Origin of the sequence: Streptomyces fodineus (genome assembly GCF_001735805.1) — a bacterium.
GTDB classification, from domain to species: Bacteria; Actinomycetota; Actinomycetes; order Streptomycetales; family Streptomycetaceae; genus Streptomyces; species Streptomyces fodineus.
The window spans coordinates 4,824,721-4,837,729 of the sequence record NZ_CP017248.1 but is presented as its reverse complement, the minus strand read 5'-3'; the positions used below and the strand labels follow the sequence as shown (position 1 = coordinate 4,837,729).

12 protein-coding genes and 1 tRNA gene are annotated in these 13,009 nt (G+C 69.3%); 11 read left to right on the top strand and 2 right to left on the bottom strand.

Translation table 11 applies throughout. The features are described 5' to 3' along the window. Positions 1-33 precede the first annotated feature (33 nt). The gene (locus BFF78_RS20380; protein ID WP_069779687.1) at positions 34-2,472 is read left to right on the top strand and encodes a non-reducing end alpha-L-arabinofuranosidase family hydrolase; all 2,439 of its coding nucleotides are present in this window, start codon (positions 34-36) and stop codon (positions 2,470-2,472) included. 274 nt (positions 2,473-2,746) lie between these two features. Here BFF78_RS20380 and BFF78_RS20375 read toward each other — a convergent pair whose 3' ends face one another. After that, positions 2,747-4,429, bottom strand: a complete 1,683-nt coding sequence (locus BFF78_RS20375; protein WP_069779686.1) for an RICIN domain-containing protein — start codon at positions 4,427-4,429, stop codon at positions 2,747-2,749. A gap of 748 nt (positions 4,430-5,177) precedes the next feature. Between BFF78_RS20375 and BFF78_RS20370 the strand changes: the two genes are divergently transcribed. The 7 genes from BFF78_RS20370 to BFF78_RS20340 all read left to right on the top strand — a co-directional run bounded on the left by BFF78_RS20370 (position 5,178) and on the right by BFF78_RS20340 (position 11,035). Then, positions 5,178-6,704, top strand: coding sequence for an SDR family oxidoreductase (locus tag BFF78_RS20370; protein ID WP_227025884.1), 1,527 nt, complete (start codon positions 5,178-5,180; stop codon positions 6,702-6,704). Positions 6,705-6,720: 16 nt separating this feature from the next. Then, positions 6,721-8,088 carry a cryptochrome/photolyase family protein gene (locus BFF78_RS20365; protein WP_069779685.1) on the top strand — a complete coding sequence of 456 codons (1,368 nt, stop codon included), beginning with the start codon at positions 6,721-6,723 and terminating at the stop codon, positions 8,086-8,088. Between the two features lie 275 nt (positions 8,089-8,363). Continuing rightward, positions 8,364-8,576 (top strand): helix-turn-helix domain-containing protein, encoded by a 213-nt coding sequence (locus BFF78_RS20360; RefSeq protein ID WP_007492203.1) that lies wholly within the window; start codon positions 8,364-8,366, stop codon positions 8,574-8,576. Next, positions 8,576-9,871 (top strand): tyrosine-type recombinase/integrase, encoded by a 1,296-nt coding sequence (locus BFF78_RS20355; RefSeq protein ID WP_227025883.1) that lies wholly within the window; start codon positions 8,576-8,578, stop codon positions 9,869-9,871. Before BFF78_RS20360 ends, BFF78_RS20355 begins: the two co-directional genes overlap by 1 nt. Next, complete coding sequence (locus BFF78_RS20350; RefSeq protein WP_069779684.1) at positions 9,864-10,142, top strand: hypothetical protein; 279 nt, start codon at positions 9,864-9,866, stop codon at positions 10,140-10,142. The genes BFF78_RS20355 and BFF78_RS20350 overlap by 8 nt, the downstream gene beginning before the upstream one ends. Next, positions 10,139-10,537, top strand: a complete 399-nt coding sequence (locus BFF78_RS20345; RefSeq protein ID WP_069779683.1) for a PIN domain-containing protein — start codon at positions 10,139-10,141, stop codon at positions 10,535-10,537. Before BFF78_RS20350 ends, BFF78_RS20345 begins: the two co-directional genes overlap by 4 nt. A gap of 177 nt (positions 10,538-10,714) precedes the next feature. After that, positions 10,715-11,035 carry a hypothetical protein gene (locus tag BFF78_RS20340; protein ID WP_159033034.1) on the top strand — a complete coding sequence of 107 codons (321 nt, stop codon included), beginning with the start codon at positions 10,715-10,717 and terminating at the stop codon, positions 11,033-11,035. 260 nt (positions 11,036-11,295) lie between these two features. Here BFF78_RS20340 and BFF78_RS20335 read toward each other — a convergent pair. Continuing rightward, positions 11,296-11,369, bottom strand: a tRNA-Gly gene (locus tag BFF78_RS20335). A gap of 280 nt (positions 11,370-11,649) precedes the next feature. Here BFF78_RS20335 and BFF78_RS46930 point away from each other — a divergent pair. From BFF78_RS46930 to BFF78_RS20325, 3 genes are all read left to right on the top strand, one after another. Then, positions 11,650-11,808: a hypothetical protein gene (locus tag BFF78_RS46930; protein WP_165289373.1), complete on the top strand. Its 159-nt coding sequence runs from the start codon at positions 11,650-11,652 to the stop codon at positions 11,806-11,808. Positions 11,809-11,919: 111 nt separating this feature from the next. Continuing rightward, on the top strand, positions 11,920-12,495 hold the full coding sequence (gene dcd, locus BFF78_RS20330; protein WP_069779681.1) for a dCTP deaminase: 576 nt from the start codon (positions 11,920-11,922) through the stop codon (positions 12,493-12,495). 13 nt (positions 12,496-12,508) lie between these two features. After that, complete coding sequence (locus BFF78_RS20325) at positions 12,509-13,006, top strand: phosphoribosyltransferase (protein ID WP_069779680.1); 498 nt, start codon at positions 12,509-12,511, stop codon at positions 13,004-13,006. The last annotated feature ends 3 nt before the right edge of the window (positions 13,007-13,009 follow it).

Sequence of the window (13,009 nt, the reverse complement as noted above, 5' to 3'; positions counted from 1 at the left end):
GGGCCGGATCAAGGCCCGTTGTGCCAGAAGGACATGCCGTTGTCAGATCAGAACCGCTCTCATCGCCGCCGTCCGGCTACCCGCCGCGTGCTCGCCGCCGCCGTGGTGCTCGCCGCCGCGGGTGCTGCCGTACCCCTGGTCGCCCAGGCCGCTCACACGCCGAATGCCCGCACGCCGACCCTGGCCGCTACGGCGGCCGGCAGCGGCCGCTACTTCGGTACGGCGGTGTCCTCGGGCAGGCTCGGCGACTCGACGTACTCCACGATTCTCGACCGGGAATTCAACATGATCACCCCGGAGAACGAGATGAAGTGGGACACCACCGAACCGTCCCGCGGCACCTTCGACTTCGGCCCGGCCGACTCGATCGTCGGCCACGCCTCCGCGCACGGCCAGCGGATGCGCGGCCACACCCTGGTCTGGCACTCCCAACTGCCCGGCTGGGTCAAGTCCATCACCGACGCCAACACCCTGCGCAGCGTGATGGACAACCACATCACCACCGAGATGACCCACTACAAGGGCAAGATCTACGCCTGGGACGTGGTCAACGAGGCGTTCGCCGACGGCGGCAGTGGTCAGCACCGCGGCTCGGTCTTCCAGGACGTGCTGGGCAACGGCTTCATCGAGGAGGCGTTCCGCACGGCCCGGGCCGCCGACCCCTCGGCCAAGCTCTGCTACAACGACTACAACATCGAGAACTGGTCCGACGCCAAGACGCAGGGCGTCTACGCGATGGTCAAGGACTTCAAGTCCCGCGGCGTACCGATCGACTGCGTCGGCTTCCAGAGCCACTTCGGCGCAGGCGGCCCGCCGGCCAGCTACCAGACCACTCTGTCCAAGTTCGCCGCGCTCGGCGTGGACGTCCAGATCACCGAACTCGACATCGCCCAGGCGTCGCCGACGGCGTACGCAGGCGCCGTCCAGGCGTGCATGAACGTCGCCCACTGCACGGGCATCACGGTGTGGGGCATCCGCGACAGCGACTCCTGGCGCACCGGTGAGAACCCGCTGCTGTTCGACGCGGGCGGCAACAAGAAGCCCGCCTACAACGCGGTACTCACCGCCCTGGGCGGCGGCAGCGGCGGCGGCACGCCGGGCGGGGGCATCACCTCCGGCACCGTCTACACGCTCTCCGACGTGGCCGCCGGACGCGTGCTCGACGAGCCCGCGGGATACAACGGCAACGGCACCCCGCTCCAGGTGTGGGACGCCAGTGGTGCCTCCAACCAGCAGTGGCGGGCCGGCCGGAACAGCGACGGCTCCTACACGCTGACCAACGTCGCCAGCGGCCGGGTCCTGGAGGAGCCGGGCAACCAGACGGGCAACGGGACGAGGATGCAGGTCTGGGACTCGGGCGGCGGCGCCAACCAGCACTGGCGGGCCGGCCGCAACAGTGACGGCTCCTACACGCTGACCAACGTCGCCAGCGGCCGGGCGCTGGAGATCCCCGGCGGTCGGACCGCCAACGGCACTCCCGTCCAGATCTGGGACTCGGGCGGCGGCGCCCACCAGCACTGGAACCTAAGAACTTCGACGCCCGCGCCGACGGGCGGCACGTGTGCTCTTCCGTCGACGTACCGGTGGTCGTCGACGGGTGCGCTGGCGCAGCCGGCGAACGGGTGGGACGCGATGAAGGACTTCACCGACGTGGTGTACAACGGCCAGCACCTGGTCTACGCGTCGAGCGTGTCGGGATCGTCGTACGGCTCGATGATGTTCAAGCCCTTCACGAACTGGTCGGACATGGCGTCGGCCGGCCAGACCGGGATGCGCCAGTCCGCGGTGGCGCCCACGCTGTTCTACTTCGCACCCAAGAAGATCTGGGTGCTGGCATCCCAGTGGGGCGCGTCGCCCTTCGTCTACCGCACGTCCAGCGACCCCACCAACCCGGGCGGCTGGTCCGCGCCGCAGCCGCTGTTCACCGGCAGCATCCCCAAGACTGAATCCCCCACCGGCCCGATCGACCAGACACTGATCGCCGACGACCAGAACATCTACCTGTTCTTCGCCGGTGACAACGGCAAGATCTACCGGGCGAGCATGCCGATCGGGAACTTCCCGGGCAACTTCGGCTCGTCCTACACGACGGTCATGAGCGACACGGTGAAGAACCTGTTCGAGGCACCGCAGGTCTACAAGGTCCAGGGGCAGAACCAGTACCTCATGATCGTCGAGGCTCGGGGCGCGAACGAGCAGCGCTACTTCCGCTCGTTCACCGCCACCAGCCTGAGTGGTTCCTGGACCCCGCAGGCCGCCAGCGAGAGCAACCCCTTCGCCGGCAAGGCCAACAGCGGTGCCACCTGGACCAACGACATCAGCCACGGCGACCTGGTCCGCACCAACCCCGACCAGACCATGACCATCGACCCCTGCAACCTGCAGTTCCTCTACCAGGGCAAGTCCCCCACCGCGACCGGCCCCTACGACCGACTGCCGTGGCGACCGGGTGTCCTCACCCTGCAGCGCTGACCCGCCTGATCCACGGTGATCGCGATCGGGTGCGGTGCACCGGCGCGTAGACGAGCGGACTACGGCGTGTGCACCTCCACCCGCTGACCGATACTCACCGCCTCGAGGAACCCCAGCCGTGCGTCGGCTGGGGTTCATCCCCTGCGCCAAGGCCGCCTCGATCGACGCCCGCACCGACGGCGGCAATGGCCGGCGCCGACCGAGAAGTCCTCCGCCCGACGAAGATGACAAACGCGCCCCCATCGGGGAGATGGGGGCGCATTCGTGCCTTCGCCTACTTGAGCGCTGTGCCACCTGAGTTGTGGTAGGCGATGGTCTTGTTGATCAGGTTTCCGCCGTCGGTTTCGGCCGTTGTCTGTTCCTGCTGCCCTGGACCGAACAGCAGCCCGGCGACATGGGCGTTCGCGACCTGGTCCATGTGTCCGAAGAACCAGTCCACCTTGTCGTCCTTGTAATGGTTGAGGGTGTTGTTCTGCGCCATGTTGCCCACGGGGATCTGCCACAGGACCACCGGCTTGCCCACGGACTCGGCCATCGTCTTGTAGAACCTCAGCGAGTCAGCGGCCTTCTGGTCGGTCCAGAAGGTGTCACGGCCGCCGTGGGCCGGCTGTGCGTACCAGCCTGCGTCGCGGTCCGACACGTCGGTGACCAGGAAGTCGGCGTTCTGTGCCCCGAGGGTCGCGTAGTCCTTGACACATCCCTGGGTGTTGTTCTGCCAGTCCCAGCAGGTGAGGTGGAGGCCCACGGCGGTGTTCGGCGCGTACTTGTGCGCCATCGAGATCAGGCAGCGGGAGAGTCCGGCGGCGCTGTTCTCCTGGGATCCGCAATCCGTCGGATTCGCGGCCGAGACCTGCGCGGCAACCTTGTGCGGATCGCCGAGCGACCGGACGTAGCCCCAGAAGTCGGGTTCGAGGTCGATCATGTCGTGCGAGGTGCCGATCTTCTGGAGGAAGAAACGGTAGTCGTTCATGTACCGGGTGAGCAGGTCAAGCCGGTTGATGGCCACGACCTCGCCCGGACCGTCGCCCTGCCCTGCCGCATCCCCGAGGTCGCGCAACGAGTACCAGGTCCAGAGCATCTTCTGCGGACGCGGGCTGCCCTTGTACGTCGCGTGGGCCGCCACGGTGTCCCGCCAGGTCACGTAAGTTCCGGGCGCCGTGGTGCTGCCGTTCCAGCAGCCCCACCAGCTCGACCACGCGTCGTGGCAGCGTGCTGCCGAGTAGTAGTCCGACGAGGGCGCGGGCTGGCTGTGCACATAGGCGTACCGCACGTCGAACGGCGCGGCGGCCGCCGAGGCGTCAGACATCGAGCCGCCGATAAGCACCGTGCCACTGCCCATGAAACGTGTCGTCGAGCTGCCGCCACCAGCCTCGGGAGACGACGGCGGCGACGGGTGCGAGCCGCTCGGAGCCTGGCTGGTGGGAACGCTGCCGCCCGGCGCGGTGGGCGTACTGGCGCTGCCCGTACTCCCGGCCGGGACGAGTTGCCACTGCTGATCGGCGCCGCCCCGGTCGCGGTTCTGGACGACGTCGCCCCCGTCGGCCTTGGCGGCGTTGCGGACATCGACAGCCATGCCGCTGAAGCGATTGACCAAACGCACGTAGCCGTCCGGCGACTTGGCCAGTTTGAACTGCTGGTTGGTGCCGTTCAGGTCTTTCCACTGCACGATGGCGGAGCCGGCGGTCTTCGACCAGCCGAGGTCGTCCAGCACCTTGCCGGAGTTCCGGTTCTGCAGCCGGTAGTACCCGTCACCCGCGTCGATGAACCGCCACTGCTGGTTGGCCCCGCCGTGGCGCGCCCACTGCACCACCGCCGCGCCGTCGTTCGTGGCGAAAGCGCGGTCGTCCAGCACCTTGCCGCTGTTGCGGTTGACCAGCACGTACCACTTCTTCAGATCCAGGGTTTGCTGCGCCGAAGCCTGGCTGACCACGACAGCCGAGCCGGCCGCGACAACCATGACGAGGCCCGCCCAGAAACCCCGACGCGCGAGCAACCGACGGCCACGATGCTTCGGGCGACCACCGCGGGCGCCGCCGTCGGCACGGCGGCCGCCGTCGCGGGACGCCACCGATGACGTGGGTGGGCCGGGGACATGTCTGTGCTCTCGTTCCAGGGACATGCCTGTGCTCTCTTTCAGCCGTTGCATCTGACCGGACCACTTGGCCGGACAACGCTGAGTGGTCCCAGAGGCCGAAAAGGTTGCCGCGAAGAGCCACAGATATCTTTTTCCGCCCTGACCGCTTCCCGTCCGCCGCGGAGCGAGGCACGGCGAACGGCTGATGGCTGCTCCCGTCCCTGCAGCTCACCGCGTACCACGCCCGCCACTGGACTTCCCCACGGATGAAGATCAATGCTGCGGGCGGGCGCCCATGGTTGACCGTGGTTGTCCGCACTTACGGGCACGGATAGGGCACGTCCCTGCCGTACCCCCGTCTTCGCCGTCCTCACCCACCTCGGTGCATGACGGCGGGGCCGGCACCGGGGCGCCCCGGGACGGGTTGGCACCCAGGCGTGCGCCGAACCCGTTGTGATCACCCTCCGGCCCGGGACGGCGAGGTTGCGGTGTTCGTCCGCGGCCCCAAGCATGGGTTCAGGGAACAGCGACGGGGCGCATCAGAAGGCACCTCCCAGGAGGACATGAGAGCCATGACGTTTCCTGCGCCTCGGTCCGCCGGCCGTCGCCGGACAAGGCGCACGCGTCAGACATGCGTGCGACCGGCATGACCGACGACGACCGGCCGCTGCGCTGTCTGGTCACCGGCGCCACCGGATACATCGGCGGCAGGCTGGTGCCGGAGCTGCTCGCCGCCGGGCATTCCGTGCGCTGCCTGGCCCGCGCCCCCGGCAAGCTGCGGGACCATCCGTGGGCCGGCCGGGCGGAGGCCGTGCGTGGGGACGTGACGGACGAGAGGGCCGTGCGCGCGGCCATGGAGGGCATGGACGTCGCGTACTACCTGGTGCACGCCCTGGGTACCGGTCGGGGCTTCGAGGAGACCGACCGGCGCGCGGCCAGGGTCTTCGGTGAGCAGGCGCGTGCCGCCGGAATCCGCCGGATCGTCTACCTCGGCGGTCTGAGCCCTTCCGGAGTACCCGAGCACGCACTGTCACCTCATCTGCGGTCCCGCGCCGAAGTGGGTCGCATCCTCCTGGCCTCGGGCGTGCCGACCGCCGTACTGCGGGCAGCCGTGATCATCGGGTCGGGTTCGGCCTCGTTCGAGATGCTGCGATATCTGACCGAGCGGCTGCCCGTGATGGTGACCCCGAGCTGGGTGCGCACCCGCATCCAGCCCATCGCCGTCCGCGACGTGCTCCGCTTCCTCGTGGGATGCGCGAGGCTGCCGTACGACGTGAACCGCGCCTTCGACATCGGCGGACCGGACATCGTCACGTACGAGGAGATGATGCGGCGGTACGCCGTCGTCGCCGCGCTGCCGAAACGCCTCATCCTCCCCGTTCCCCTGCTCACCCCCCGGCTGTCCAGCCTCTGGGTCGGTCTGGTCACCCCGGTGCCGGGCGCTCTCGCCCGCCCGCTGGTCGAGTCGCTGAGGCACGAGGTGGTCTGCGCCGAGCGGGAGATCGTCCGTTACGTGCCGGACCCGCCGGAGGGACCGGTCGGTCTCGACCGGGCGATCCGGCTGGCTCTGAGGCGCGTGCAGGACGCGGATGTGGCCACCATGTGGTCCTCCGCCTCGACTCCGCGCGCCCCCAGCGACCCGCTGCCCACTGACCCCGACTGGGCGGGCGGGAGCCTCTACACGGATCACCGCGAGCGTACGGTCGCGGCGTCACCGCAGGCGCTGTGGCGGGTGGTGGAGGCGATCGGCGGCGAGAACGGCTGGTACTCCTCGCCGCTGGCCTGGTCCTTGCGGGGCTGGCTGGACACCCTGGTGGGCGGTGTCGGCCTGCGCCGGGGCCGCCGGGACGCGACCCGGCTGCGGGTCGGCGACAGCCTGGACTTCTGGCGAGTGGAGGAGATCGAGCCGGGCCGGCTGCTCCGGTTGCGCGCGGAGATGCGGCTGCCGGGCCTGGCCTGGCTGGAGATGGCCGTCGACCGGGATCCACAGGGGCGCACGGTGTACCGGCAGCGGGCCCTGTTCCATCCGCACGGCCTGGCCGGGCACGCCTACTGGTGGGGCGTGGCACCCTTCCACGCCGCGGTCTTCGGCGGCATGGCCCGCAACATCGCCGCCGCGGCCGAATCGGCCACCCCTGAACCGGCCCGTACTCCCTGAGAGGGCTCGAGGAACTGTGCGCGTCTCGGTCGCCCTGTTCACCGCCGACCTGCGGGTGCACGACAACCCGGTCCTCCAGGCCGCCCTGAAGGACGCCGAACGTGTGGTCCCGCTCTTCGTCGTCGACACCGGCATCCGCCGCACCGGCTTCGCCGGACCCAACCGCGCGGCGTTCCTCGCCGACAGCCTGGCTGATCTCGACAGGGCCCTGCGGGCTCGGGGCGGTCGGCTGGTGGTGCGCGCCGGCGACGTGGTCGAGGAGACCTGCCGGGTGGCTGCGGAGACCGGGGCCGCCGTGGTGCACATCGCGGGCGGGGTGAGCCGCTACGCGGCACAGCGCGAGGACCGGCTGCGCGCGGAGCTGGCCGACGACCGACGCGAACTACGCGTCCACGACGCCTCGTTGACGGTCGTACCGCCGGGAGCGCTGACACCGGCGGGCAAGGACCACTTCGCCGTCTTCACCCCCTACTTCCGCCGATGGGAGAGCTTCTCCGTGCGCGGCGTCCTGCCCGCACCGGACGCCGTACGGCTACCGGACGTGGGCTCGGCCGGCCTTCCTCGCGCAGAGTCCCTCGCGTCGGGCTCCACTTCGCCGGGCCTGCCCGCCGGCGGGGAATCCGAGGCCCGCCGCAGGCTGCGGTCATGGCTGGCGGGCCCGCTGTCCGCATACGACGACCGGCGCGACGACCTGGCCGCCGACGCGACCTCCCGGCTCTCCTCCTACCTGCATTTCGGCTGCCTCTCACCCACCGAACTGCTGCACCGGGTCCGCGCCCAGGACGGTCCCGGTGCGCACGCCTTCGTCCGTCAGCTCGCCTGGCGGGACTTCCACCACCAGGTCCTGGCGGCCCGCCCCGACGCCGCCGACCACGACTACCGGCCCCGGCACGACCGCTGGCGCCGCGCCACGAAGGAGTTCGAAGCCTGGCAGGACGGCCGCACGGGCTACCCCGTCGTCGACGCCGCCCTGCGACAGCTCCGCCACGAGGGCTGGATGCCGGGCCGGGCCCGCCTGCTCGCGGCAAGCTTTCTCACCAAGACGCTGTACGTGGACTGGCGCGCGGGAGCCCGCCACTTCCTGGACCTCCTTGTCGACGGAGATGTGGCCAACAACCAGCTCAACTGGCAATGGGTCGCCGGGACCGGCACGGACACCCGCCCGAACCGGCTCCTCAACCCACTCGTCCAGGCACGCCGGTACGACCCTCGCGGGGAGTACGTACGCCGCTGGCTCCCCGAACTCCGCCACCTCGACGCCACCGCGGTCCACCGCGTCGCTCACCTCGACGCAGCCACCCGGGCGGGCCTGGACTACCCCGCCCCGATCGTGGATCTCGCCGCAGCCGCCGCCCGTTTCAGGGAGCGGCGGGGAGCTGACTGACCGGACAAAAACAAACTCCAGGCCACTGACCTGGGGTTTCTCTCTGGAGCGGGTGACGAGAATCGAACTCGCGCTCTCAGCTGGCATACGCCGTCTCGGGGACGAGGCCGGGCCACGCGTTCGGACCCGTCCAGCCGCGTAGGCCCGCGTGCCCTCGGCCTGAACCGCTGCCTCGAAAGCGCCTCCCCGAGTAAAGGACGTATCGCCCTTGCGCCGATCCGCAATACCCCCTGCCCTTCCCTACCCCCAGCGCACCGCCACGGAGGTGACCGCGAATGGCTGACCGCCTCCTGACAGTGGCCGAGGCCGGCGAAATGCTCGGTACAGGCGAGCGCTTCGTCCGCCGCCTGATCGCCGAGCGCCGCATCCGCTACGTGAAGCTCGGCCGCCCGGTGCGCATCCCGGAAAGCGCGATCGCCGAGTACGTCGAGGCGCGCACCGTTGAGCCGGTCCGCCGCGTCCGTGCCCGCTACGGGAAGGCGGCCTGATGGCGGCACGCAACCCGCAGCGGCGGCGCGAGTTCGGCACGGTACGCAAGCTCGCCTCCGGCCGGTGGCAGGCCCGCTACATCGGCCCGGACGGCCAGCGGTACACCGCCCCGGCGACGTTCGAGACCAGGTCCGACGCCCAGGACTGGCTCAACCTCGTCCACGCCGACATCGAGCGCAACGTATGGCGCGACCCGGATGCCGGCGCGGTCAACTTCGAGAAGTACGCTCTCCGTTGGATGGAGGAACGCGGCCTGGCCCTCACCACCGTCGACCGCTACGACGGCCTGCTGCGCCTGCACCTCCTGCCGACCTTCGGCGGCAAGGACCTGGACGAGATCACTCCGCCCTCCGTCCGGACCTGGCGCGCCGAGCGCCTGAAGGCGACCGGCGCCACCACGGTCGCCAAGTCGTACCGCCTGCTGAAGGCCATCCTGCAGACTGCGGTCGACGACGACCTCCTGCGAACCAACCCGTGCCGTATCAAGGGCGTCGGCAAGGAGGAGGCCGACGAGCGCCCCACGGCCACGATCGAGCAGGTCTTCGTTCTGGCCGACGCAACGGGCCCGCGCTGGCGCCCAATGGTCCTGCTTGGCGCGTTCGCCTCGCTCCGCCCCGAGGAACTGGCCGAGCTGCGCCGCCGCAGTGTCGATCTCGACGAATGCTCCCTGCCCATCACGCAGGCTTCCCCGGAGCTCACCAACGGCAAGCGGGTCACCGGCGACCCGAAGTCCCGGGCGGGCAAGCGCACCGTCTACCTGCCCGGCTTCCTGCTCCCCGAGCTGCGCCGCCACCTGCAATGGTTCGCCGAGAAAGAGCCGGACGGCCTTCTCTTCGTCGGTGAGAAGGGTGCCCCCTTCCGCCGGTCGACCTTCGGCCGGAAGTGGCGCAAGGCCAGGAAGAAGGTCGGCATGGCGGACAGCTTCCGCTTCTACGACCTCCGTCACACCGGCAACACCCTCGCCGCCGACACCGGAGCCAAGCTGAAGGACCTCATGGTCCGCGCCGGCCAGTCCTCGGAGCGGGCTCAGCTGATCTACCAGCACTCGACGGCGAAGCACCAGCGCAAGCTGGCGCAGGGCATCGACGCCGAGGTGCGGCAGCAGCTGCGCGAGTCTGGTGCGGGCGGCAACAGACCCGCGAGGCGGAGCCGCCCCGCAATCACCGGGAGTGGGGCTCTGGCCAAGTGCCCAGTCGGAGCCCCACGCCCCTCAGCGCTTGGTCACCTGCGCGGCGGGACCGGGGATCGCATCTCTCAATGGCATTTTCAATGGCATACTTGGTGTCATGGCTGACGACGTGGACTTCCTGCCCGGTGACGGGCCCACCAGTGGTATCTCCGTCACCCTGACTGCCGGCACCCTGCAGGCGATCCGTGAGCGGGTCGGCAAGCGGGGCGTCTCGGCGTACCTGGAGGCGGCGGCGCAGCGGCAGATCGAGCGGGACAACCTTGACGAGTTGATCGCCGACTTCGACAAGGCGCATGGACCGGCCGACCCGGAGGCGGTGGCAGCCAAGCGGGCCCGGCTCACCGGCGGGACCTCGGATGCCGGGGCGGCCGCATGAGCGGTGCCCTGGTCCTGGACAGCGAGGGCCTGGCGAAGGCGGTGCAGCGGGACCGGGAGGTGCACGAGTGGCTGACAGCTGCCCGTGGCGCCGACCTACCGGTCATCACATCGGTCGCAGTCCTCGTCGAGGTCATCCACCCGAAGATCAACGACGCTGCGCTGAAGTGGACCTTGTCCCGGCTGCGCGTAGAGCCGGTAACCCGGACGGTTGCACAGTCCGCCGCTGCTCTGCTGCGGGCTGCGGGGCTGCACGGTCACAAGTACGCCATCGACGCCATGCTGTGCGCGACCGCCCTGCAGCATCCCGGCCGGGTGACGATCCTGACGTCCGATGTCGAGGACATCGGTCTGCTCACCGCCGGGCATCCACGCGTGCTGGCCGAGAAGGTATGAGGAACAGAGCCGCGTCACCAGCCGGCGCGCTCGGTGATCCGCCGTCGCGGACTGTGCGCGTGTCGTCCGGCGTTACGGCTGCCGCCGCCGCGACACCATGATCGAACGCCGTGACTCCGCCGTCCGGTGAGCGCCGTCCACCCGCGCACGGGTAGGGCACGCGGCAGACTCCCGGCCATGACCGATGCCCTGCCGCCTGCCGGGAAGACCGCTGCCACGCAGGAGAGGACACTGGGTGTGCAAGTGATCGGCACCGCGAGCTTCCTGGCCGACGTCGGCGACTACAGCACCACCGGCGGCCTGGGCGCTGCGACCACTGGGGCCTGCCGCTGGGAAGCCGGTACCAGCCACGATGGAGCAGGCATGGCGTCGCCGAGGCAGCGGCGTCTGGTCGAGCGGATGGAACACTGCCCAGGTCGCGATCTACCTCGCGGCGATGGCGTCGGCGGGCTGCAGGGCTGGCTGGCCCCGGCGCGCCTCAAGGACCAGGCCGGGTAGTCACTCTCATCCACAGCCGACGCCAGCGCGAACTGGCGCTTCGTCTATACGACTTCACCACCCGGCGCCTGTAAGTGGCGCAGGTCACAGAAAATGCGTCTCGCTATTCGAGGTGATTGGCTGACGTCCCATCGGGAATCGCCCTTCGGTATCCCTCCTGGTGTCGCATTGGCGCGACTTAGGGCACACCGAGGGCACGACGCCCCGAAAATGGTCTAGACAACAAAGAACCCCCGGGTCTCCGACCTGGGGGTTTCTCATGGAGCGGGTGACGAGAATCGAACTCGCGCTCTCAGCTTGGGAAGCTGATGTTCTACCATTAAACTACACCCGCGTAAGTACGGACATGATCCTCGTGGAGTCCTGTCCGGACGCTTGCTCACTCTACATCATCGCAGACCCCTGGTGCCGAGGCCCGGGGGTCTGAGTCCGTTTCAGGGGTGGGATCCGGCTGCGGGCGGGGTGAGTTGGGGCGTACCGTGGGGGCCTGGCGGAGGCGGCGGGGGAGGCCGGAGTGCCGCCTGGAGAGTCGTCTCTTTGATCCCGTAATGTGGCTTTTGTCGTCAGGGCGGTACGCCCGACGAGGCTCTTGGGGAAGGGACTTAAGGGACTTGATGGAACGCACCGTCGTCCGCTGTGCGGACGGGCACGTCTTCAGCACCGCTTCGTTCCCGATGCAGCGGGCCGACCGGCTCGGCCCCGGCCGGCTCATGAGGTGTCCCCGGTGTGCCCGGCTCCGCAGTGTGGTGCCGGTCGCCCTGGAGAAGCGCTAGCCGAAGAGGCGCTGACGGATGAAGCGGTAGCAGAAACGACACGAACAGTTACCGGGCGCGCGGGGTCATCACGATTGTCACGGCTCCGCGCGCCTTGCGTATCCTCGCTACGTGCTTCTCTCAGACAAGGACATCCGGGCCGAGATCGACGCCGGGCGGGTACGGATCGATCCCTACGACGAATCCATGGTGCAGCCGTCGAGCATCGACGTACGGCTGGACCGTTATTTCCGGGTGTTCGAGAACCACCGCTACCCGCACATCGACCCCTCGGTCGAGCAGCCCGACCTGACCAGGCTGGTCGAGCCGGAGGGCGACGAGCCGTTCATCCTGCACCCCGGGGAGTTCGTGCTCGCCTCCACGTACGAGGTCATCACGCTGCCCGACGATCTTGCCTCTCGGCTCGAGGGGAAGTCCTCGCTCGGCCGGCTCGGGCTGGTCACCCACTCCACCGCCGGGTTCATCGACCCCGGGTTCAGCGGGCATGTGACGCTGGAGCTGTCCAATCTCGCCACGCTTCCCATCAAGCTCTGGCCGGGGATGAAGATCGGGCAGCTGTGCATGTTCCGGCTGACCTCGCCCGCCGAGTCCCCGTACGGCAGCGAGCGCTACGGCTCCCGGTACCAGGGGCAGCGCGGGCCCACCGCCTCGCGGTCCTACGTCAATTTCCATCGGACCCAGGTGTGAGGACCACTGCAGCATGAGTGACGTACGGGAGAACCTGACCTACGAGCGCTTCGGCGCCGCCATCCGTGAGCTGGCGCAGACCATCGCCGACGACGGGTACGAGCCGGACGTCGTGCTCAGCATCGCCCGGGGCGGGGTGTTCGTCGCGGGCGGGCTGGCCTACGCCCTCGACTGCAAGAACATCCATCTGGTGAACGTCGAGTTCTACACGGGCGTGGGGACGACCCTGGAGATGCCGGTCATGCTGGCGCCCGTCCCCAACGTCATCGACTTCTCCGACAAGAAGGTGCTGATCACCGACGACGTCGCGGACACCGGCAAGACGCTGAAGCTCGTGCGCGACTTCTGCCTCGACACCGTCGCCGAGGTGCGCTCCGCGGTGATCTATGAGAAGTCCCACTCCCTCGTGAAGTGCGAGTACGTCTGGAAGCGCACCGACGAATGGATCAACTTCCCGTGGAGCGTCGAACCGCCCGTCGTGAAGCGGGCCGGGCAGGTGCTCGACGCCTGAGCG